At 72.1% G+C, this 22,230-nt stretch carries 18 protein-coding genes; 9 read left to right on the forward strand and 9 right to left on the reverse strand.

The genetic code is table 11. The features are described from left to right. The first annotated feature begins 35 nt into the window (after positions 1–35). From ACZ6EG_RS07260 to ACZ6EG_RS07275, 4 genes are all read left to right on the forward strand, one after another. A complete protein-coding gene (locus ACZ6EG_RS07260; RefSeq protein WP_366769056.1) occupies positions 36–533 on the forward strand; it encodes a peptidylprolyl isomerase in 498 nt (165 codons plus the stop codon). 145 nt (positions 534–678) lie between these two features. Then, positions 679–2,157: a glutamate-cysteine ligase family protein gene (locus tag ACZ6EG_RS07265; RefSeq protein WP_391968971.1), complete on the forward strand. Its 1,479-nt coding sequence runs from the start codon at positions 679–681 to the stop codon at positions 2,155–2,157. Positions 2,158–2,205: 48 nt separating this feature from the next. After that, positions 2,206–3,039 (forward strand): class II glutamine amidotransferase, encoded by an 834-nt coding sequence (locus tag ACZ6EG_RS07270; RefSeq protein WP_356609783.1) that lies wholly within the window; start codon positions 2,206–2,208, stop codon positions 3,037–3,039. Positions 3,040–3,328: 289 nt separating this feature from the next. Beyond that, positions 3,329–4,267, forward strand: coding sequence for a TauD/TfdA dioxygenase family protein (locus tag ACZ6EG_RS07275; protein ID WP_391968972.1), 939 nt, complete (start codon positions 3,329–3,331; stop codon positions 4,265–4,267). A 62-nt stretch (positions 4,268–4,329) separates the two neighbouring features. On the opposite strand, the gene ACZ6EG_RS07280 is transcribed toward ACZ6EG_RS07275, so the two are convergent. The 4 genes from ACZ6EG_RS07280 to ACZ6EG_RS07295 all read right to left on the reverse strand — a co-directional run bounded on the left by ACZ6EG_RS07280 (position 4,330) and on the right by ACZ6EG_RS07295 (position 9,463). Continuing rightward, positions 4,330–6,153 carry a glycoside hydrolase family 2 protein gene (locus ACZ6EG_RS07280; protein ID WP_469602420.1) on the reverse strand — a complete coding sequence of 608 codons (1,824 nt, stop codon included), beginning with the start codon at positions 6,151–6,153 and terminating at the stop codon, positions 4,330–4,332. 70 nt (positions 6,154–6,223) lie between these two features. Continuing rightward, positions 6,224–7,123 (reverse strand): carbohydrate ABC transporter permease, encoded by a 900-nt coding sequence (locus tag ACZ6EG_RS07285; protein ID WP_391968974.1) that lies wholly within the window; start codon positions 7,121–7,123, stop codon positions 6,224–6,226. A 2-nt stretch (positions 7,124–7,125) separates the two neighbouring features. Beyond that, positions 7,126–8,076 (reverse strand): carbohydrate ABC transporter permease, encoded by a 951-nt coding sequence (locus ACZ6EG_RS07290; RefSeq protein WP_469602424.1) that lies wholly within the window; start codon positions 8,074–8,076, stop codon positions 7,126–7,128. Positions 8,077–8,098: 22 nt separating this feature from the next. Next, positions 8,099–9,463: an extracellular solute-binding protein gene (locus ACZ6EG_RS07295; protein WP_469602427.1), complete on the reverse strand. Its 1,365-nt coding sequence runs from the start codon at positions 9,461–9,463 to the stop codon at positions 8,099–8,101. A 189-nt stretch (positions 9,464–9,652) separates the two neighbouring features. Here ACZ6EG_RS07295 and ACZ6EG_RS07300 point away from each other — a divergent pair, with 189 nt between their 5' ends. Then, the gene (locus ACZ6EG_RS07300; protein WP_391968977.1) at positions 9,653–10,705 is read left to right on the forward strand and encodes a LacI family DNA-binding transcriptional regulator; all 1,053 of its coding nucleotides are present in this window, start codon (positions 9,653–9,655) and stop codon (positions 10,703–10,705) included. Between the two features lie 15 nt (positions 10,706–10,720). Here the strand turns inward: ACZ6EG_RS07300 and ACZ6EG_RS07305 are convergent, their stop codons facing one another. Further along, positions 10,721–12,238 (reverse strand): family 43 glycosylhydrolase, encoded by a 1,518-nt coding sequence (locus ACZ6EG_RS07305; protein WP_391968978.1) that lies wholly within the window; start codon positions 12,236–12,238, stop codon positions 10,721–10,723. A 233-nt stretch (positions 12,239–12,471) separates the two neighbouring features. Between ACZ6EG_RS07305 and ACZ6EG_RS07310 the strand changes: the two genes are divergently transcribed. From ACZ6EG_RS07310 to ACZ6EG_RS07325, 4 genes are all read left to right on the forward strand, one after another. Further along, positions 12,472–13,959: an NCS1 family nucleobase:cation symporter-1 gene (locus tag ACZ6EG_RS07310; protein WP_469602429.1), complete on the forward strand. Its 1,488-nt coding sequence runs from the start codon at positions 12,472–12,474 to the stop codon at positions 13,957–13,959. Between the two features lie 43 nt (positions 13,960–14,002). Then, positions 14,003–14,728: an aspartate/glutamate racemase family protein gene (locus ACZ6EG_RS07315; protein ID WP_391968980.1), complete on the forward strand. Its 726-nt coding sequence runs from the start codon at positions 14,003–14,005 to the stop codon at positions 14,726–14,728. Between the two features lie 190 nt (positions 14,729–14,918). Next, the gene (locus tag ACZ6EG_RS07320) at positions 14,919–15,635 is read left to right on the forward strand and encodes a GntR family transcriptional regulator (RefSeq protein ID WP_391968981.1); all 717 of its coding nucleotides are present in this window, start codon (positions 14,919–14,921) and stop codon (positions 15,633–15,635) included. 65 nt (positions 15,636–15,700) lie between these two features. Further along, positions 15,701–16,141 (forward strand): hypothetical protein, encoded by a 441-nt coding sequence (locus ACZ6EG_RS07325; RefSeq protein ID WP_391968982.1) that lies wholly within the window; start codon positions 15,701–15,703, stop codon positions 16,139–16,141. A 21-nt stretch (positions 16,142–16,162) separates the two neighbouring features. Here the strand turns inward: ACZ6EG_RS07325 and ACZ6EG_RS07330 are convergent, their stop codons facing one another. From ACZ6EG_RS07330 to ACZ6EG_RS07345, 4 genes are all read right to left on the reverse strand, one after another. Beyond that, positions 16,163–17,986, reverse strand: a complete 1,824-nt coding sequence (locus ACZ6EG_RS07330; protein ID WP_469602432.1) for a beta-galactosidase — start codon at positions 17,984–17,986, stop codon at positions 16,163–16,165. Between the two features lie 95 nt (positions 17,987–18,081). Beyond that, positions 18,082–20,052 (reverse strand): amylo-alpha-1,6-glucosidase, encoded by a 1,971-nt coding sequence (locus ACZ6EG_RS07335; protein ID WP_469602434.1) that lies wholly within the window; start codon positions 20,050–20,052, stop codon positions 18,082–18,084. Continuing rightward, positions 20,049–21,404, reverse strand: coding sequence for an MGH1-like glycoside hydrolase domain-containing protein (locus ACZ6EG_RS07340; RefSeq protein WP_469602437.1), 1,356 nt, complete (start codon positions 21,402–21,404; stop codon positions 20,049–20,051). The genes ACZ6EG_RS07335 and ACZ6EG_RS07340 overlap by 4 nt, the downstream gene beginning before the upstream one ends. Beyond that, a complete protein-coding gene (locus tag ACZ6EG_RS07345) occupies positions 21,401–22,201 on the reverse strand; it encodes a sugar phosphate isomerase/epimerase family protein (RefSeq protein ID WP_391968986.1) in 801 nt (266 codons plus the stop codon). Before ACZ6EG_RS07345 ends, ACZ6EG_RS07340 begins: the two co-directional genes overlap by 4 nt. Between the last annotated feature and the right edge of the window lie 29 nt (positions 22,202–22,230).

The raw sequence follows: 22,230 nt of genomic DNA on the forward strand, positions 1-22,230 counted from the left end.
ACGCATCACGGGAGCACGCACGTCACAATGGTGGGATGAGCAATTCCAAGGTTTACTTCGACATCGACATCAACGGCCAGGATGCGGGCCGCATCGTCTTCGAACTCTTCGAGGACGTCACCCCCAAGACCGCCAAGAACTTCATCGAGCTGGCCACCGGCGAGCACGGCTTCGGTTACGCGGGTTCCCCGTTCCACCGCGTGATCCCGCAGTTCATGCTCCAGGGCGGTGACTTCACCCGCGGTGACGGCACGGGCGGCAAGAGCATCTACGGCGAGAAGTTCGCGGACGAGAACTTCCAGCTGAAGCACACCGGCCCGTACCTGCTCTCCATGGCGAACGCGGGACCGAACAGCAACGGCTCGCAGTTCTTCATCACCACCGTGCCCACCCCCTGGCTGGACGGCAAGCACGTCGTCTTCGGCAAGGTCGTCGAGGGCACGGAGCTGGTCGACCGGATCGAGGGCTACGGCTCCTCCCCGTCCGGCAAGACCTCCGCGAAGATCACCGTGCGGGAGTCCGGCAAGCTCTGACGCCGATCGGCCGTAGGAGGACCTGACCCGGGGGCCCGCCGCACACCGTGCGGCGGGCCCCTCGCCGTCCCGTCTGGTGAGGGGCGCCAGGTGGTGCGACGCTGGGGTGGAGACGTGTCCGCGGCAGGCGACCCCGGGAGGACCGATGGGACGGGACGTCCCGGCGCTGGTCTTCACCCGCGAGGACCGCCGCCGGTACCGGATCAAGATGCAGGAGTGCCTCGACGCCTTCGCGCAGATGCTGCGCGAGTCGCGGTTCGAGACCGAGCGGCCCCAGGTCGGCCTGGAGATCGAGCTGAACCTGGTCGACGACCGGGCCGAGCCCGCCATGCGCAACAGCGACGCCCTCGAAGCGATCGCGGACCCCGCATGGTCCACCGAGCTGGGCCGGTTCAACCTGGAGATCAACATTCCGCCCAGGCAGCTGACGGCCGGAGGCCCCGACGCGTGGGAGACCGAGATCCGTACCGCCCTGAACCACGCGGAGAAGGGCGCCAACTCGGTCGGAGCGCACCTGATCATGGTGGGAACCCTTCCGACGCTGCGCCAGTCGGACGTGGGCGAGGCCGCCCTCTCGGAGAACCCGCGCTACCGGCTGCTCAACGACCAGGTCTTCGCGGCGCGGGGCGAGGACCTGCACATCGAGGTGGACGGCGTCGACCGGCTGCGGACGTACGCGGACACGATCACGCCCGAGGCCGCCTGCACCAGCACGCAGTTCCACCTCCAGGTGTCCCCCGAGGAGTTCGCCGACTACTGGAACGCGGCCCAGGCCATCGCCGGTGTCCAGGTCGCGCTCGCCGCCAACTCCCCCTTCCTGCTCGGCAAGGAACTCTGGCACGAGAGCCGTATCCCGCTGTTCGAGCAGGCGACCGACACGCGGCCGCAGGAGATCAAGGCGCAGGGCGTACGGCCCCGGGTGTGGTTCGGGGAGCGGTGGATCAACAGCGTCTTCGACCTCTTCGAGGAGAACCTGCGCTACTTCCCGGCGCTCCTGCCGCTCTGCGACGACCAGGATCCCGTGGAGACCCTGGACCGCGGCGACATCCCCGAGCTGGGTGAGCTGACGCTGCACAACGGCACCATCTACCGGTGGAACCGGCCCGTGTACGCGGTGGCGGACGACGTGCCGCACGTGCGGGTGGAGAACCGTGTGCTGCCCGCCGGCCCGACCGTCGCCGACACCCTCGCCAACGGCGCCTTCTACTACGGGCTCACCCGTGCGCTGGTGGAGGAGGAGCGGCCGGTGTGGTCGCGGATGTCCTTCTCCGTCGCCGAGGAGAACCTGCACACCGCGGCCCGGCACGGCATCGAGGCGCGGCTGTACTGGCCCGGCACGGGCGAGGTGACCGTGCCCGAACTCGTTCTGCGGCGGCTGCTGCCGCTGGCGCACCGGGGGCTGGAGCTGTCCGGGATGGACTCGGCCTGGCGGGAGCCGCTGCTCGGGATCATCGAACAGCGGTGCGTCACCGGCCGCAACGGCGCGGTGTGGCAGAAGGAGATGTTCCATCACATCGACGCGACCGCCCGCCCGGGGCGGCACGAGGCACTGCGGCGGATGACCCAGCAGTACATGGACTACATGCATCTCAACGCCCCGGTGCACACCTGGCCGGTCGACTGAGGTGCGACGCCCCGCGCTGGACGCCGGGGACCAGGGAGGCTGCAGACGATGTGCCGATGGCTCGCCTACTCGGGAACGCCGGTGCTGCTCGAGACGATCCTCTACAAGCCCGAGCACTCGCTGATCGACCAGAGCCTGCACGCCCGGATGGGCGTCGAGACGACCAACGGGGACGGGTTCGGCGTCGGGTGGTTCGGTCCGGAGATGGAGACGCCCGCGATCGTGCGGGAGATCGGTCCGGCGTGGAGCAACCGCAACCTGCGGGAGATCGCGGGCCATGTCCGGTCGTCGCTGTTCTTCGCGCACATCCGGGCCTCCACCGGGAGCCCGGTGCAGCAGACCAACTGCCATCCCTTCCGGCACGGCCGCTGGATGTGGATGCACAACGGCGCGATCGCGGAGTTCCACCGGCTGCGCCGGGATCTCGCCCTGGCCGTCGATCCGCGGCTCTTCCTGGACATCGAGGGGTCGACGGACTCGGAGATGATGTTCTACCTGGCCCTCACCTTCGGTCTGGAGGACGATCCGCCGGGGGCCGTGGCGCGGATGGCCGGGCTGGTGGAGGAGATCGGGCACGAGCACCACGTGGAGTACCCGCTGCAGATGACGGTCGCCGTGACCGAGGGGCGACGGCTGTGGGCCTTCCGCTACTCCAGCCAGCAGGACTCGCGGTCGCTCTACTACAGCTCGGCCGTGGAGAGCCTGCGCGCGCTCCATCCCGACCTGCCCTTCCTCCGGGAGGCGTCCGACGACACCCGGCTGATCGTGTCGGAACCCCTCGGTGACCTGCCGGGAGTCTGGAACAAGGTGCCCGAGAGCAGTTACGGCGTCGTCCAGCCGGAGGGCGACGCCATGCTCCCCTTCGTTCCGCAGCCCGTCTGACCCCGTTGACATCGGCGGCGGAAGATCACACAATCGGTGCCATGACCACATACCGGTTCGGCACCACGGCGGAGTGTCCCCGCGTGCCCGAGCGAACCGGTTGTGAGCGTTCCGGCCGATAGCGGCCGCACACGGACCGAGGGCTCGACGCCCCGTGCGTCGGGGGTCCCTCGGTGTCCCTTCCGGTGTACAGCCCGGAGCACTTTCTCTCTCCCCGGCCATCCTGCGCTGACGTCGTCGCGCCGTGGCCGGGCGCCACCCGTACCGCCGTACCTAGGGGAGGACTCCCATGACCGTCACGGCTGCCGGCCCGACCGCCGGCCTGCGTGCAGCACGCATCCCGGGAGACGGGATGTACGAGGGACGGCGCGTCCTGCGCCGGTTGCCCGAAGGGTGGGTGGAACGGCCCTACGAGCACTTCGGCGTCGTCCCGCTGGCCCGCACGATCGGGGCCGAGATCAGGGGGGTCGACCTCTCCCGTCCGCTCGGTGCCGGCCTGCGCGAGGAGTTGAACCGCGCTCTGCTGGAGTGGAAGGTGCTCTTCTTCCGCGCCCAGCACCTCAGCTCCGACCAGCAGCGCGCCTTCGCCGGCCACTGGGGCGAGTTGGAGACCAACCCCCTGCTCGCGGCCGGTTCCCGCGAGGACGTGGTCCGCTTCGACAAGGCCGACGCCGCCACCCCGACCTACGAGAACGTCTGGCACACCGACGTCACCTTCCGCGAGCGGCCCGCGCTCGGCGCCGTCCTCCAGTTGCGCGAGGTGCCGCCGTTCGGCGGGGACACCCTGTGGGCGGACATGGCGGCCGCCTACGACAACCTCCCCCAGGAGGTGAAGGACCGCGTCGACGGCGCCCGCGCCGTGCACGACTTCGTCCCCGGCTTCGCCAGGTTCTACGGGCCCGAGCGCCTGATCCCCCATCAGGACGCGTTCCCGCCCGTGGAGCACCCCGTCGTGCGCACCCATCCCGAGACGGGGCGGCGGATGCTGTTCGTCAACGCCTCCTTCACCACCCGCATCACCGGCCTGGACCGCGACGAGAGCGACCGCCTGCTGCGCTTCCTGTTCCAGCAGGCGCACGTCCCCGAGTACCAGGTGCGGTTCAGCTGGCGGCCCGGCGATGTCGCCTTCTGGGACAACCGCGCCACGCAGCACTACGCCGTGGGCGACTACGGCTCCGACCGCCGCGTCGCCGAACGCGTCGCCATCGAGGGCGACCGTCCCTTCTGACCTCCGGCCCGTGCGCGAGGGGCCGGTGGCGGTGCTCCGCCTCCGGCCCCCGCCCACGCTCGCTAGGCCGGGTCCTGCTCCTCGATCGCCGCCGGCCGCAGCTGTGCGGCGCGGACGCGTGCGACGTCGAGTTTGTCCCCGCGGTCGAAGCGGTAGATGCCGTTCTGCTCCTGGAAGACGTCGGTCAACTGGGTGTAGCAGTAGCCGAACATGCGGCGGTCGCCCAGCAGCACTCCGGTCAGGCCCGCGAACCGCTCGTGGAACTCGTCCTCGTCGCGGACCCGTTCCCCGTAGCCCCAGGACTCGGTGCGGTCCTCACCGGACCGGTCGGCGGCCGCCTCGGGGTCCCACCAGATGCCGCCGAACTCGCTGACGAAGTACGGCTGGCCCCGGTAGGGCAGGGAGTACGGGGCGCCGTTCTCGTAGGCGTTGACGAAGGGGGCGTCCTTGGCGAGGCCGGACATCAGCTGCCGGAAGGCGGCCGGGTCCTGCTCGTAGCTGTGGGAGTCGTAGATGTCGGTCTCGGCGACCCGGTGGGCGTAGCCGGACGCGTCGACGACCGGGCGGGTGGTGTCCATGGCCTTGGTGGCCAGGAACATGGCCCGGGTGACGTCGTCGAGCCCGGTGATGCGGTCGTGCAGCTTCTGGTAGGTCTCGTTGAGCGGGCACCAGCCGATGATCGAGGGGTGCGAGTAGTCGCGTTCGAGGGCCTCCAGCCACTGGGCGACGTAGGAGGCGTCGGGTTGCTGGTTGTCGCCGGAGGAGCCGCCCGTCTCGCAGCCCCAGTCGCCGAACTCGCCCCAGACCAGGTAGCCGAGGCGGTCGGCGTGGTACAGGAAGCGCTCCTCGAACACCTTCTGGTGCAGTCGGGCTCCGTTGAAACCGGCTGCCATGCCCAGCTCGATGTCCCGGATCAGGGCCGCGTCGGTGGGGGCCGTCATGAGCCCGTCCGGGTACCAGCCCTGGTCGAGCACGAGACGCTGGAACAGCGGGCGGCCGTTGATCGTGACGGCCTTGCCCCGCAGGCCCACGGCGCGCAGGCCGGCGTAGCTCTCGGCGCTGTCGACGACCTGCCCGGTGGCGTCGAGGAGTTCCAGGCGCAGGTCGTACAGGTGCGGGTCGTCCGGTCCCCACTCGCGCCGTCGGTCGTCCGGTACGGGCAGGTGGAGGCGCGGGGCGAGGTCCAGGTCGGCGCGTGCCTCGGCGCGGCTCACCTCGCCGTCGGCGTCGCTCAGGACGGCGCGTACCCGGTGGCCGGGCCGGTTGCCGGACAGGGGCAGTTCCACGTGGAAGGCGGAACCGGCCAGGTCGGGGGTGATCCGGGGGCGGCGCAGGTGCAGGTCGGGGACGGGCTCCAGCCAGACGGTCTGCCAGATGCCGGTCACCCGGGTGTAGTTGCAGTCGTGGTTGGCGTACTGGACGGCCTGCTTGCCGCGGGCCTGCGGGCCGGACTTGGGGTCGCGGGCCCGGACGGTGATCACGACCTCCTCCCCCGCCCCCGCGATGTCTCCGAGGTCGGCGGTGAAGGGCGTGAAGCCGCCGCGATGCCGGGCGACCTCCTTGCCGTCGGCCCACACGGTGGCGTCGTGGTCGACGGCGCCGAAGTGCAGCAGGACCCGGCGTCCGGCCCAGGCCGTCGGCAGCAGGAGGGTCCGCCGGTACCAGACGGCCTCCAGGAAGTCGGTGTCCCCGATACCGGACAGCTCGGACTCGGGCGGGAAGGGGACGAGGATCTCGTCCCGCAGTTCACGGTCGAGGAGGCCGCGTTCGAGTCCGCTGTCGCCTCGGTCGGTCTCGAACTGCCAGGCGCCGTTCAGGTTGAGCCAGTCGCGGCGCACGAACTGCGGGCGCGGGTACTCCGGGCGCGGTACGGAGTGAGTGGGCACACATGCTCCAGTCGATCGGTGGGCCGGCGCGGGATGGCCGGTCCCGGGTGTACTGCGGGTCGGGCGAGGGTCAGGAACCGCCGAGGCCGGTGGTGGCCACGGAGTTGACGATGCGGCGCTGGAAGAGGAGGAAGACCGCGATCAGCGGCAGCGCGGCCAGCAGCGCGGAGGCCATGGACTGCGCGTACTGGACGCCGTAGGCGTCCTTGACGGTGGCCAGGCCCACCGGGAGGGTCATCAGGCCGGGGTCGTTGGTGACGATGAAGGGCCACATGAAGTTGTTCCACGCCCCGATGAAGACGAAGATCGCGACCGCGGCCACGATGGGCCGGGAGAGCGGCAGCACGACCGACCGGAAGACCCGGAACTCGGAGGCGCCGTCGATGCGGGCCGCCTCCTCCAGCTCCCGGGGGACGCCGTCGAAGAACCGCTTCAGGATGAACACCATCATCGGCGCGACGACCTGGGGCAGGATGACCGCCGCGTAGGTGTCGACCAGGTCGAAGAGGAGCATCTGCTCGAAGAGCGGCACCACCAGGAGCTGTGGCGGGATCATGATGGCGGCGACCGTGACGGCGAGCAGGGCGCGGCGACCGCGGAAGGTGCCGCGCGAGAAGCCGTACGCCGCGAGGGTGGAGACCACCACGGTGAGCAGGGTGACCAGGCCGGCGACCAGGAAGCTGTTGAAGGCCCAGACGGCCACGTTCCCGCGTTCCAGGATCTGCTGGTACGCGTCCAGGGTGAAGGCGCCCTTGAGCGGGGACAGGCCGGGCGCGGAGACGTCCTGCTCGCTCTGCACCGAGGTGGCGATCGCCCAGACGAAGGGCACCAGCCACAGGGTCGCCAGGACGGCCAGTGCCGTGCCGGCCAGGACGCGGGGCAGTCGGCCGTGGCCGAGGAGCAGGGGGGAGCCGGCCGCTTCCCGCGGTGGACGGCGCCGTGCGCGGACGGTGGGTGCGGTTGCGGACACGGTCAGTCCTCCTGGCGGAAGAGGCGGAGCTGCACGAGCGAGACGACGATCACGAGCGCGAAGAAGAGGTAGGAGATCGCGGAGGCGTACCCGAGCCGGTATCCGGTGAAGCCGACGTCGTAGACGTACTCCAGGACCGGACGGGTGGAGCCGTTGGGCCCGCCCTTGGTGAGGATGTAGATCTGGTCGAACACCTTGAGCGACGCGAGGATCTGCAACATGGCCACCAGTCCTGTCGTCCTGCGCAGCTGCGGCAGCGTGATGGACCACAGGCGCCGCCACGCGCCGGCCCCGTCGAGCGCCGCCGCCTCGTCGAAGGTCGACGGGAGGGACTGGAGCGCCGCGAGGTAGAGCAGGAAGTTGAAGCCGACCGTCCACCACACGGTGAGGGCGGCGATCGACCACATGGCGACGGACTCGTCGGAGAGCCAGCCGACGGACTCGAGGCCGAGCGTGGTGAGGAGTTGGTTGCCGAGGCCGAGGTCGGGCTGGTACAGCCAGGTCCAGATGAGGGTCACCACGGTCACCGGCAGCAGGTAGGGGGCGAAGAAGGCCAGTCGCCACGCCCACTGTCCGGCGAGCCCGCTGTGCACGAGCAGGGCCATCGCCAGCGCGACCAGCACCAGCGGCACGCTGGAGACGGCGGTGAAGAAGACCGTGTTGCCGAGGCTGCTCCACACGTCCGGGTCGCCGAGGGCCTCGGTGTAGTTGTCGAAGCCGACGAAGGCGGTGTCGCGCAGGGCGAGCGAGGTGTCGGTGAAGCTCATCCAGAGCCCCTGCACGACGGGCCACACCATGAAGAGGCCGAAGACGAGCAGGAAGGGCAGGACGAAGAGGAACCCGGTGTTCGGGGTGGTGCGCATCCGGCGCGGGACGGCTCGGTCGCGGCCGCCGGCGGAGGCGGCGGGCGGGTCGGACGGTGCCTCGGCGCCGGGGGGTGCGGTGGTGGTCACGTCGGTCACTCCTTCGGCCGTGTCAGGCAACCGGGTTGGGCTGCCGCAGCAGCGCGTCCGCCTCGCGGACCATCTGGCGCACCGCCTTCTCGGCGGACGTGTTTCCGAGCAGCGCCGACTGGAGCGGCTGGCACATGCGGTTCTGGAAGTTCGACCCGGCGCCGACGAACCAGTTGGGCGGGTCGAGGACCGCCACCTTCGCGGCGTCCGCGTAGGAGGCCTGCGGGTCGAGGGCGGCGTACTCGGGCTCGGCGAGTACGGGCTGGTAGGCGGGGATGTGGCCGGCGCTCGCCCAGGTGAGGCTCTGCTTGAGCATCTCCGCCACGTACCGGTGGGCCTCGCGGCGCCGTGCCGGGTCGGGGTCCTTCTGGTGCGGCAGGACGAAGCTGTGGCTGTCGGTGTAGACCGCCGGTTCGTCGAAGACCTGGGGGAAGGCGGCGGCGCCCAGCGGGATACCGGCCTTCTTCAGTGTCGGCAGCTCCCACTCCCCCAGCATGGCCATGCCGCCGCGGCGGCTGGTGAAGGCGGCCAGCGCACCGTTGTAGTCAAGGTTGTTGGGGTTGGTACGGCCGTCGAAGAGCTGCTTCATGAACGTCACGACGCGTACGGCGGCGTCCACGTCGATCTCCGGGGGGCCGCCCTCGGGCAGGGTGAACGCCGCTCCGGTCTGCGCGTAGAGGGCGGCGAACAGGCGCCAGTTCTGTGCCGTGTCGGTGACGTGACCGAACAGGACGCCCGCCTGCCCGGTCGCCTCGGCGAGGGCCCTGCCGGCATCCAGGAAGGCTTCGGGCGATCCCATCGGGGCCAGTTCGCCCGACGGGTCCAGCAGGCCGGCGGTGTCCGCGGCCTCCTTGTCGTAGAACACGATGAACGGGTGGACGTCGAGCGGGACGGCGTAGACCGTGCCCTCGTGCTGCGTCCGTCCCCAGACCGCCGGCGCGAAGTCCTTCGGCGTGACGCCGAACTCGGCGAGCAGGTCCAGGTCGAAGGGGTCCACCAGGCCGCCGGGCGCGTAACCCGCCAGCCGGGACAGGTGCATGGCGGCGACGTCGGAGGCGCGGCCGCCCGCGGCGGACATGGCGAGTTTCGTGTAGTAGGACGGGCCCCAGTCCAGGATCGTGCGGTCCACGTCGAACCCCTCGGCCCCCCGGGACACGGCCTCGATCATGTCGTCCATGAGCATGCCGTCGCCGCCCTGGAACAGGTCCCAGACGCTCAGTGAGGACGCCCCGGAGGCGGAGGCCGGCGAGGAGCAGGCGGACAGGGGCGCCGCGGCGAGCAGGGCTCCCGCTGTGGCCATGGTGTGTCGCAGAAGCCGACGGCGGCTGAGACGGCGTACGGGATCGGACGCCGCCCCCACCTCGCGGGCAGGCAGACGGGAACTCATCGCGGACCTTTCGACGGCCGGACGCTGATGCGGTGGCTAGTTTTTACATCGATGTACATTGGCTGTAAAGAGCTGGGCCGGGGAAGTGCCGCGGCGGCCGGTGGGACCGGCGCCCCGTCGACCTCCGCTCGGGCCCGCAAAAGGACGGGACATAGACTCGGGCGGCGCGGATGAGGCAGGGAGGTCTCGGTGGCACGGCCCAGGATCAAGGACGTCGCACGTCACGCGGGGGTGTCGGAGAAGACGGTGTCCAACGTCATCAACGACTACGCCCATGTCTCCGACCGGACCAGACGGGTCGTGCGGGAGTCCATCGAACAGCTCGGTTACCGGGTGAACCTGGCCGGCCGTCATCTGCGCAAGGGCCGCACCGGCATCATCGCCCTCGTCGTTCCCGAACTGGACGTCCCGTACTTCGCCGAGCTGGCCCGGCACGTGATCCGCGAGGCGGAGCAGCGCTCCCTGACCGTGCTCATCCACCAGTCGGGGGCGGACCGCGCCCATGAACTGGCGGCGCTCGCCGGGTTCGGCTCCACCTTCGTGGACGGGATCATCCTGAGCCCGCTCGCGCTGACGGCCGACGACCTGCGTGACCGCGCGGGCGCCCCGCCCACCGTGCTCCTCGGTGAGCTGCTGGAGGAGGGCGCCGACCACGTGGCCATCGACAACGAGCGGGCCGCTCGCGAGGCGACCGCGCACCTGATCGGCCTCGGCCGCCGCACCGTCCTCGCCGTCGGCGGGCGGGACGACCCGGGCCTCGGGACGGCCCAGGCCCGTACGCGCGGCTATCGCGCCGCCCTCGGAGAAGCGGGCCTGGCCTACGATCCGGCCGCCCTGCTGCCGGTCGGCTCGTTCAGGATGCCCGACGGCGCCGAGGCCGTGGCGCGGGCGCTGGCGAGCGGTGCCCGGCCCGACGCGCTGCTCTGCCTCAACGACCAGCTGGCGCTCGGTGCCCTGCGCGCCCTGCACGAGCACGGGGTCAGGGTGCCCGAGGACGTCGCCGTCATCGGCTTCGACGACGTGGAGGGCGGGCGGTACTCCGTGCCGACGCTGAGCACGGTGGCACCCGACAAGGCGGCGGTGGCCAAGGTCGCCGTGCAGTTGCTCCAGCACCGCATCGAGGAGGCGTCGGACCCGGACGGCGTGCCGGACGGCTCCGGGTCCGGGGTGCTCTCGCCCCAGGACCGCGTCGTGGCCCACCGGCTCGTCCTGAGGGAGAGCACGGAGGGCCGGCGGCGCTGACGTGCGGGGCGGTGGTCAGTTCACGTAGACCTCGGCGCGGTCGACGCTCACGAACGAGGCCCCGGACTGCGGGTTGCGCTCCCCGGTCACGCGCACCCGCAGGGTGTGGTTGCCGTACGGGAGCCGCGGGCTGACGTACTGCACCGCCTCCCCGACACGGATCGGGCCGTGGAAGTCCACCCGTTGCTCGGGACCGCCGTCGACGCTGACGGCCGCGTAGCCGTTGCCGGTGTCCTTGACGGAGAGCAGGGCGATGCGGGTGCCCGTGAAGGAGAAGACCGCCGTGGCACCGGCCCGGTCGCTCCAGTGGTCGTCGCCCCAGAAGCACTGGGTGGCGCAGCCCGTGCCGGAGTTCCAGGCGCCGGTGTGGGCGACGCCGCCGGGGCCGCTCGACCGGCCGTCGTCGTTGATCCAGTAGGTGCCGGAGCCGGGGTCGCCGGAGGGCAGGTCCTGGGTGGCTCCGAGGGCGAGCGGGCGGCCGAGGTCGGGGCTGCCGTCGGCCCGCCAGGTGAACTTCTGCGCCCGGGTCGTGCGGTTGCTGTAGGTGTTCACCGACGTGGTCTTGGCGTGGTGGACGATCCAGTCCTCGGTACCGTCCGGAGAGGTGAAGAAGGCGTGGTGCCCCGGCCCGAACACGCCCCGGTCGTCGGCCCGCGAGAACACCGCGCCCTGATGCTGCCGCCAGTTGCCCGGCACGAGCGGGTCGGCGCCCAGCGGCATCGACATCATCCAGACCTGGTAGTCCGGCTTCCCGGTGTCGCAGGCCGAGTACGTCATCCAGACCCTGCCGCCCCGGTACAGGAACTCCGGGCCCTCCCGCACCTCGGGGCAGCCGCCGGCCGCGTCGAGGGCGACCGCGTTCCCGGCGACGGTGTACGGGTTGGACATCGGGGCGATGTTGAGCCCGTTGTGCTGGTACTGGTTGATGCCGCTGTACGCCAGGTAGAGCCGGCCGCCGAGCTGGAGGATGCCCGCGTCGATGGCGAAGTCGTTCGCGTGGTTGGGCGGGGCGAGCCTGGCCTTGAAGTGGTAGGGGCCGGCCGGGTCGTCGCGCTCCGACTCCAGGACGTACAGCCGGTGGTGCTCGTCGACGCCGTCGTCGGCCGTGTAATACAGGTACCAGCGGTCACCGAAGCGGTAGAACTCCGGGGCCCAGATGTTCCGGTTGCGGGACGGGTCGGAGTCCGTCCAGACCGTGATCGGGTCGGCGGTCGCCAGGGTGCCGAGCGACGGGGAGCGCCACATCCGGATGCTGTCGCCCTGCGTCGTCGTGAGGTGGTAGTTCCCCTTCCAGTGCGTCAGGAAGGGGTCGGGCCCGGTGTTGAGCGGGTTGCGGAAGGTGCCGGCGGCCGCGTCGGCGGCCCGTGGTGCGGGTGGAGGTGCCGCCGCGTCGGCGGTACGCGACGCGGGTGGGGGCGCCGCCGCGCCGGCCGGTGAGGGGAGCGCGGGCAGCAGGCCCAGGACGAGCCCGAGGAGGGCGGCGAGGAGCGGGCCGACACGGGTCCGGGGAAGGTGCGGGGGGCTGGGAAGCACGGGAAGTCCTTTCCGCGGCGCTTCACACCGATGACGCATTACATCGATGTAATGACGGGGCGTCAGGCTAGGGACGGGTCGCCCCTCTGTCAATGGACGGGAAAATGGTATTCCATTTTGGGGCGCACCTCTTGACGATGCCGTTCGGCGAAAACTACGTTCAGTTCATCGGAACGCCACTTCCGTTTTGTGGAAATCTCCACCTCCCCCGCACCTGATCCCAGGAGTCCCGTATGACTGCCCTGGAAGACCGCCGCTCGTCCACGGGGACCAGCGACACCGTCACCAGCTCCGGCCTCTACACGTACGACCTGGCCCCCACGAAGAGGGAAGGACGCCGGTGGGGCGCCTACAACGTCTTCACCCTCTGGGCCAACGACGTCCACAGCCTGGGCAATTACGCCTTCGCCATCGGCCTGTTCGCCCTCGGGCTGAACGTGTGGGGCATCCTCGCCGCCTTCGCGCTCGCGTCGGTCCTGCTCTTCCTGCTGCTGACGCTGTCCGGCTTCATGGGCCACAAGACCGGCGTGCCGTTCCCGGTGATGAGCCGCATCGCCTTCGGCATCAAAGGGGCGAAACTCCCGGCCGCCGTGCGGGGTGCCGTGGCCATTGCCTGGTTTGGTATCCAGACCTACCTCGCCTCGGCGGTGCTGAGCACCCTGCTGATCGCCCTGTTCCCGGGTCTGGCCCGCCTCGACACGAACTCCCTGCTCGGGCAGTCGACGCTGGGCTGGATCACCTTCCTGGTCCTGTGGGCGCTCCAGGTACTCATCGTCAGCTACGGGATGCAGATGATCCGCCGCTACATGGCCGTCGCGGCGCCCACCACACTGCTCACCATGTGCGCCCTCGCGGTGTGGATGTTCGTCCGGGCGGACGGCTCGATCTCCCTGTCCGACGGTGACCCGCTCACCGGCGGCGCCATGTGGCTCCAGGTGCTCCAGGCCGCCGCCCTCTGGGTCGTGATCTACGGGACGTTCGTGCTGAACTTCTGCGACTTCACCCGGTCCGCGAGGAGCCGGAGCTCCATCGTGCGGGGGAACGTGATCGGCATCCCGGTCAACATGCTCTTCTTCGCCGGCATCGTGGCGGTGCTCAGCGGCGCCCAGTTCTCCCTCGACGGGCACGTCATCACCAGTCCGACGGACATCGTCCGGACCGTCCCCAACATGTTCCTGCTGGCCGTCGCCTCGCTCGCCCTCATCGCCCTGACGGTGGCGGTGAACCTGCTGGCCAACTTCGTCGCGCCGATCTACGCCCTGGTCGACCTCTTCCCGCACCGGCTCGACTTCCGCCGGGCGGGACTGGTCAGCGCGGTCCTCGGCCTGGTCATCACGCCCTGGAACCTCTACAACAGCCCGGTCGTCGTGAACTACTTCCTCGGCGGACTCGGTGCCCTGCTCGGGCCCCTGTTCGGTGTGATCATGGCCGACTACTGGCTGCTGCGGAAGTCCCGGGTGAACGTGCCCGCCCTCTACACGGAGGACGCGGGCGCCGAGTACCACTACCGCCGCGGCTACAACCCGCGGGCCGTCGCCGCCTTCGTCCCCGCCGCGGTGATCGCCGTCGTCGTCGCCCTGGTGCCCTTCTTCCACGCCGCGGCCGGGTTCTCCTGGTTCGTCGGCGCGATCATCGCCGCCGTCCTGTACGCGGCCATCGCCGACCGCGCCTCCCCGATCCGCGACGTGGACGGCGAGGCCATCGCCGTCGCGGCGGAATAGCCCCGCCCCCGCGCCCCCTCCGTCCGAGCAGAAGGCCCACCCCATGCGCATCCTCGTGGTCAACGTCAACACCACGCAGTCCATCACCGACGCGATCGGCAAGCAGGCGGCCGGCGCGGCCTCCCCGGGCACCGAGATCGTCCCCCTCACGCCCGCCTTCGGCGCGGAGTCCGTCGAGGGCAACTACGAGAGCTACCTCGCCGCGGTCGCCGTGATGGAGGCCGTCCGCGCCCACCCGGGGCCGTACGACGCGGTGATCCAGGCGGGATACGGCGAGCACGGCAGGGAGGGGCTGCAGGAACTGCTGGACGTCCCCGTCGTCGACATCACCGAGGCCGCCGCCAGCACCGCCCAGTTCCTGGGCCGCCGGTACTCCGTCGTCACCACCCTGGACCGCACGGTCCCGCTGATCGAGGAACGTCTGACGGCCGCGGGCCTGAGCGCCCGGTGCGCCTCCGTGCGCGCCAGCGGGCTCGCCGTACTGGAACTGGAACGGGACGAGCGGGCCGCCGTCGAGGCCATCACGGAACAGGCCGCCCGTGCGGTCGAGGAGGACCGGGCCGAGGTCGTCTGCCTGGGCTGCGGAGGCATGGCCGGTCTCGCCGAGCGGGTGGTGGAGCGCACCGGCGTCCCCGTGGTCGACGGTGTCGCCGCCGCCGTGACGATCGCCGAGTCGCTGGTCCGCCTCGGCCTGTCGACGTCCAAGGTGCGCACCTACGCACGCCCGCGCGCCAAGCAGATCGTCAACTGGCCCCCGCGGGCCGGCTGACCCGCGCGCGCCGTCGCCCGTGTCGCCCCGCTCCCGGCAGGCAGCCGTCCCCGGTCGTCGCCGGTCGCCGCCGGTCGCCGCCGGCCGTCCCCGGTCGTCGCCGGTCGCCGGGTATCCTGACGGGCCGCCGACTTGGCTCGCACCAGCGCCGTCGGGGGCCTCGGAACAGGACGACGGACGAAGGACGGCGATGGCTGCGTCAGAGGGCTTCGTGCCCGAGTCCGAGCGGGTCACCCGGCGGTTGCGCGACGAGATCGTCGACGGTGCGCGCCGGCCGGGCAGCCGCCTGGTGGAGCGGGAACTGGCCGAGTCCCTCGGCGTGAGCCGGCTGCCCGTGCGGGAGGCACTCAAGACCCTGGTGTCCGAAGGGCTGGTGACGCCGCGACCACGGAGCTGGGCGGTGGTACGGGAGTTCACCGCGAGCGACATCGCCGATCTCGACGAGGTGCGCTCGGGCCTGGAGACCCTCGGCTTCCGGCTCGCCGCCCAACGGCACACCCGGGCCGGGCTGGAGCGGCTGCGCGCCACGGTGGACGCCGAACTGGAGGCGGCCCGCGCGGGTGACGCGGTGCGGGCCCGCCGGGCGGCCGCCGACTTCCACCAGACGGTGATCTCCCTGGCCGCCAACGAACTGCTCAACGAACTCGAGCGCGTCCTGCGCAGCCGGCTGAGGTGGCTCATGGGCCAGCACGACGACCTGCTGGGTGTGGCGCAGGAACACGAGGCCCTGTACCGGGCGATCGCGGAACGCGACGTCGAGCGCGTCCAGGAACTCGTGCTCCACCATCTGTCGACGAGCCGCAGCGCGGCCCTGGGGCACCAGGCGCGGGAACAGCACCGGGACCACGACGGGCAGGCCCTGGCGCAGGACCCGGAACCGGACCCGTCCCGGCAGCCGCGCACGTAGGACGGCGAACAGCGGGCATACGGATGTCCCGAGGCCCTGTCCGTCGCCGACCAGCGGGAGCACCCGTGACCCCGAGCCTGCGCACCGCCCGTGCCTGCCGTGCCGCCACCGTCCTGCTCCTCGTCGCCGCCGGGTACGCGGCCACCCACCACCCCTGGCTCGCCCTGCCCGGCCTGTACGCCGCCGCCGTGTTCGCCTGGTGCGCCGCCCGCGCCCGGACGGAGCACCGGCGCCGCCTCGTACGGGCGCAGCGGGCCGAGCGGCTGGCACGCCCCCGCTCGCCGCAGCCGCTCGGTGCCGTGCTCCAGCCGTGCTGCGCGTTCTGGCGGCACTCCGACGGCATGGTGCACGGTCCGGAGTGCACCCGCCCCGCCGCCGCCCTCGTCCCCGCGGGCGCCGGCTGCTGCGAGCGGTGGTGGACCTCGTTGGGCGCGGAGCACGACGCCGGGTGCCGCCGGCACGCCCGCACGGGCGGACCCGACCGGACCCGCTCGACGCCGCAGTAGCGCCGTACGGGCTCGGCGTCCTCAGTCGAACGTCTCCACGTACTCCTCGACCGGCCCCAGCTCGGGCCGGTCCAGGAGGGCGAAACGGTCTCCGAAGCGCTCCAGCTCCAGGACGGTGAGGGTGTTGGCTCCGGCGCGCAGGAGGGGCCGGGGCAGGTACAGCGTGGTCTGGGGGCCGACCTCCCAGTAGCGTCCGAGGAGCACGTCGTTGACCCAGACGAAGCCCTTGGCGAAGCCCGGCAGGGCGAGGAAGGTGTCGGCCGGTTCGGTGACGTCCAGGCGCGCGTGCGCGAAGCCGGCCGTGCCGCCGGGCTCCGCCGCCGAGGCGGCGCGGGCGGTGTCGTGCGGGGTCCACTCGTCCAGCGGGAGCCGGTGCATGGTCCAGCCGTGCACCAGGCGGCGCTCCACCCGTACCCCGCCGAGGATGCCCTTGCCCTGGCCCAGCAGCGGCCCGTAGTTGATCCGCCCCTGGTTCTCCACCAGCAGCTCCAGCCGGATCGGGGCCCCGGTGCCGGTCACGGTGAACGAGGAGGTCTCGCGGTCGAGCACGGCCAGCGGAACACCGTCCACGAACACCTGCGCGCGGTCGTGCAGTCCGGTCACGGTCACCTCCTGCCGGCCCCGGGGCAGGAGCGGCAGGGCGGTGTAGAGCACCAGACCGGCGGACTGCCCGAGTTCCTCGAAGCTGAGCGGTGCGGGAGCGCGCACCGGCTCGGTGACGGCCCGCAGCGCGTCCAGCAGGGCCGCCCGCCGGGTCACCGGAAGCGTCCGCGGCGGGAGCAGGGGCGGATCGGCGGGCGCGCGGGGCGCCGTCCGGCCGGTGAGCGCGGCGAACCTCTCGCGCAGGGCGTGGAACTTCGGGGTGAGCGCGCCGTGTTCGGCGACCGGGGCGTCCGAGTCGTAACTGGTGACGGTCGGGCGCAGGACGCCCCCGTCGTGGTTGGCACCGGCCCACAGCCCGAAGTTCGTGCCGCCGTGGGCCATGTAGAGGCTGACCGAGCCGCCGGCGTCGAGGATCTCCCCCACCTCCCGGGCGGCGCCCTCCGGCGAGCGGACGTGGTGCTTCTCGCCCCAGTGGTCGAACCAGCCGTTCCAGAACTCCGCGCAGAGGAAGGGCTCCTCGGGCCGGCGCGAGCGCAGCAGTGCCGCCGCCTCGGCGGCTTTGGAGCCGAAGGTCGCGGCGGCCAGCTCGCCGGGCACGGTGCCGCCGTCGAGCATCAGCTCGGTGGGCCCGTCGGCCGTGTACAGCAGTTCGGTGACGCCCCGGTCGACGAGGGCGTCGCGCACCCAGCGGACGTAGGCGTGGTCGTCGCCGTAGCTGCCGTACTCGTTCTCGATCTGTACGGCCACCACCGGGCCACCGTGCACGGCCTGCAGTGCGGCGACCCGCGGGACGAGTTCGTCGAACCAGCGGCCGACCGCGTCGAGGTACGGCGGGTGGCCTGTGCGCAGCCGCATGCCCGGGGTCCCGGTGAGCCAGGCCGGCAGTCCGCCGTTGTCCCACTCGGCGCAGATGTACGGGCCCGGCCGCACCATCACGTCGAGACCGGCCTCCTGCGCCAGCCGGGCGAAGCGCGCCAGGTCGCGCCAGCCGTCGAAGCGCGCTTCCCCGGGGCGGCGCTCGTGGAAGTTCCACGGGACGTAGGTGTCCACGGTGTTCAGCCCGAGGGCCGCCAGCCGTTCCAGGCGGTCCGCCCACTGCTCGGGGTGGACCCGGAAGTAGTGCAGCGAGCCGGACAGGACGCGGTGCGGCCGGCCCCGGCGCAGCAGCCGGCCGCGGGCGTACGTCAGGGTGGCCGCCGGGCGTGCGGCACGGCCGGGGTGCGGGGTGCTGGGGAGGGTCACTCAAGGGCTCCGGTGGTCGTGCCCGACCCGGCTACCGCTGTTATCGATCTCCCATGGGGAGCCGGTGCTGACCCGACCGACTATGGCAGAGAATGTTATCGATGCCAATCCTCCGGGTCGGCAGGCTCGCGGCCCAGCGCCGTCCACAGGGCCAGCGGGGTGGCGGCCGCCCACGCCTGGGGCGAGCAGGAGTGCGGGTACGGGACCGGTGCGGCGGTCGCGGAGCGGTCGTAGCCGGCGAGGACCTCGGGCAGCCGGTGCCCGTGGTGGGCCGCCGCCGCGACGAGGCCCTCGGCGACGGTGCGCACCTCGGCCGTCATGCCCTGGCGGGCCAGTCCCAGGGCGATGACCGCGTTGTCGTGCGGCCACGCGCTGCCCCGGTGGTAGGACAGCGGGTGGTAGGGCCGCTGCCCGGCGGCGAGGGTGCGGATCGCCCAGCCGGAGAAGAAGTCCGGCTCCAGCAGCCGCCGCCCCACCCGGCGGGAGCGGTCCGCGTCGAGGATGCCGGACCACAGCAGGTGCCCGGCGTCCGAGGCCAGCGCGTCCACCTGACGGCCGTCGCCGTCCAGGGCGAGGGCCGGGAAGTCCGCCCCGGGCATCCAGAAGTCCCTCGCGAAGCGGTCCCGCAGCCGGGCCGCCTCCTCGCGGAGCCGGTGCGCGTACGGCTCGTCCCCCCAGACGTGCAGGGCGAGTTCGGCCGTGCGCAGGAGTGCGTCGTAGGCGTAGCCCTGCGCCTCGCAGACGGCGATGGGGCCTTCGGCCTGGGTGCCGTCGCGGAAGCAGACGGCGCCCTCGGAGTCCTTCCAGTTCTGGTTGACCAGTCCGCCCGGGTCGGGGGTGTACACGAGGTAGCCGTGCTTCTCCAGGCCGCCGTCGGTGAACATCCAGTCGACGGCCCGCCGGGCGTGTCGTTCCAGGCGTACGGCCAGTGCGGGGTCGCCGGTCGCCTCGTGGTGGGCGCGGAGCAGGACGAGGAAGAGCGGGGTGGCGTCCACGGCGCCGTAGTACCGGCCGTAGGGCACCTGCCGGAAGTGGGCGAGTTCGCCGTGCCGGGTCTCGTGGACGATCCGGCCGGGCTGCTCGCCGCTGAACGTGTCGTGGCGCTGCCCCTGGGTGGCGGCCAGCGCGCTCAGGACGGCCGCCGCCGTCGCGGGCCGGTACGGCAGCAGGAAGTACGAGGTCAGGAGGGAGTCCCGGCCGAAGAGGGTGAGGAACCACGGAATGCCGGCGGCGGGGACGTGGACCTCGTCGCCGTCGACGCCGGTGACCGGCACGGTCAGCAGGTCGATGTCGGCGAGGCCGCGCTCGACGGTGCGTGCCAGGTCGTCCGGGGCGGCCGCCGCCGGGCGTGCGTGCCGGGACGGACGCCCGGCGGCTGAGGCGGAGGTGGTGGAGGCGGCGGAGGCGGGCCGGGGACGTCCGTGCGGACGTGCGCGGACGGTCAGGTGCAGATCCGCCCGGCCGTGTCCGTCGAGCGGCAGGTGCCAGGTCAGCGTCCGGGCGGTGGCGGACGTCTGCGGACGCGGGGGTCCGGTGGTGTCCGGTGTGGGACGGCAGGTCAGTTCCGTCCGGGCGTGCCAGTCGTCGCGCCGGTAGCCGAAGAGCAGCCCGTCGGCGGTGTCGCGGGTCTCGTACGCCGCGCCCGGCTTGGCGTAGTGGCGGTCGTCGACGCGGAGTTCGAAGAGGTCGGCGAAGTCGGTGTCGACCGTGAGGGCCAGGTGGGCGGTCACCGGGTCGGGCCGGTTGCTGACCAGGCTCAGGTGCTCGGTGAGCGTGCCGGCGGTGACGCTCTGCCGCCGGAAGACGGTGTACGCGGGCGGGTGGTCCCGGGTGCCTTCGGGGGTCAGCACGCAGGCGGCGGTGTCGTCGGCCTCCGCCGTGGCCGGTACCAGGGCGACGGGGGTGGTGCCGTCGACGGTCAGCCGCCAACTGCTGAGGTGACGGGCGTCCTGGAAGAACAGCCCGTCAGGAGTCGACCCGCGGGTGCCGCTGATCTCACCGCCGGCGCCGAGCCGGACGAACGTGGCGTCGCGCACCAGTTGGACACGGGGGTCGGCCGCGGTCATGGCGTGCATTCCTTCGGGTCGGCGCTCAGCAGGTCGAGGGTGAGGGCGGCGGTCCAGGAGAAGCGCCGGGTGCCGCGGGCCGCTCCGGTGGAGGGGTCGACGTACTCGGCGAAGCCGGACTCTCCGGCCCGGGCCAGGAAGTCGGCGCGCAGCCGTTCGGCGTCCTGCTGGAGGCCGTGGGTACGCAGTCCCCGCTCGATCAGCCAGGCGGTGTTGAACCAGGCCGGGCCGCGCCAGTACCGGGTGGGGTCGAAGGCGTGGCCGGTCAGGTCGTAGCTGGGGACCAGCCGGGTGGCCGGGGCGCTGAAGCGCGGGCCGGTGAGCGTGGCGTGCAGGCGCCGGACGACGTCCGCGGGCAGGTGCGGGATGAGGAGCGGGATCAGGCCGCTGACGCTCCCTTCGTCGACCGGGGTGCCGGTGTGCAGGTCGCGCACCCGGAACAGCCCGGCCTCCTCGTCCCAGAGGCGGTCCACGAGCGCCCCGGTCAGCTGCGCGGCCCGCTCGGTGTGGCGCCGGGCGGGCAGGTCCAGTTCGCGGGCCATGGCGGCCAGGGCCAGTTCGCTCACGACCAGCAGCGCGTTGAAGCACGGGTCCTCCACCGCGAACCGGTGCCGTACGACGCGGTCGTCGTAGCCGGCCTCGCGGTACTCGGTGGCCAGCCTGACGTACCGGCCGTAGTCGAGGTCGGTGGGCCGGTCGGCGGGGTGGCCGTGGTCGAGGTCGGCACGCCGGAAGCTGTCGGGCGGGCTGGGTTCGATCCGCTGGAGGGCCCGGTCCCAGCAGGGGCTGTTGTCCATGCCGGGTTCCCAGGGGTGCACTACGGCCGCCAGCCCCCCGCCGCCGAGGTCGCGGCGGGTGAGGAGGTAGTCGTGCCAGGCGGCGAGCCGGGGCCGGACGCGGGCGAGGAAGCCGCGGCGCCGTGACTCCGCCGGGTCGGCCCGGTGCACGAGCCAGGCCGCCAGGGCGTGCACGGGCGGCTGGACGATGCCGGAGGTCTCGACCGCCGTAGGGGCGCCGGCGGTCCGGCCGGACTGCCAGAAGTCGGGGCTCGGGAAGTAGGCGTCGGCGGCCACCGCGGGGTTGAAGACGATGTGCGGGACGCGTCCGTCGGCCCACTGCGCGGCCAGCAGGGACTCCAGCTCGCGCTGGGCGCGGCGCACCGAGAGGTGGCGCAGTCCGATCGCGATGAAGGCGCTGTCCCAGCTCCACTGGTGCGGGTAGAGCGTGCGGGAGGGGACGGTGGAGGCGCCGGTCCAGTTGTCGATGAGGACCCGCGCCGCACCGCGCCGCAGGGTCAGGTCTGCGGGCGCGGCGGGCGCGGGCCGGTCCAGGAGGTTCGGGGCGGTCCTCACGCGCCGGACCTCTTGAGGAAGGCGGGGACGGAGCGCACGGCCTCGGCGGGGTCGCCGGTCAGCCGGCATTCCAGGGCGAGGTGTCCGTCGTAGCCGATGGTGTGCAGGGCGCCGAGCCAGGCGGGCCAGTCGAGGTGTCCGGCGCCGGGCTGGAAGCGGTTGGAGTCGGAGACCTGGGCGTGGCCGATGACGTCGGCGTGGGCGAGGATCGCGGCCGCGGGGTCGGTCTCCTCGATGTTCATGTGGTAGCTGTCGATGCCGATCCGGACCGAGTCCAGGCCGACGGCGCGGATCAGGTCGGCGGCTTGGTCGAGCCGGTTGACCATGTGGTCCTCGTAGCGGTTGAGCGGCTCCAGGAAGAGCGTGACGCCCTCCTTGCGGGCGTGCTCGCCGAGTTCGGCCAGCCCGTCCAGGAGCACCTCGCGGTCCTCCATCTCGGTGCGCGGCGGCTCGAAGGGGGGCAGCCGGCGGGAGAACATGCCGTACGAGGCGGGGGTCTGGGCGCCGACGCCGCCGATCTCGGCGATGACGGTGAGCTGGGACTTCATCTGGGTGACGGCGTCGCGGCGCAGGTCCTCGTCGAAGGCGCCGAGGAAGTGCAGCATGTCGACGCAGACGGTGGGCATGACCACGCCGTCCTTGCGGGCCTGCCGGAGTTCGTCGCGGCGGGCGGCGAACTGGAGGTCGCCCTTGCCGCGCAGTTCGATCGCGTCGTAACCGGCCTGCTGGGCGAAGTCCCATTTGGCCTGCAGGGTGTCTCCGGGCAGGAGCTGTTCCTGGACGGCGGTCTTGAGCATGAGGGGCCTTTCGGAAGTGTCGGTGACGG

The organism is Streptomyces sp. NPDC041968, from assembly GCF_055589025.1.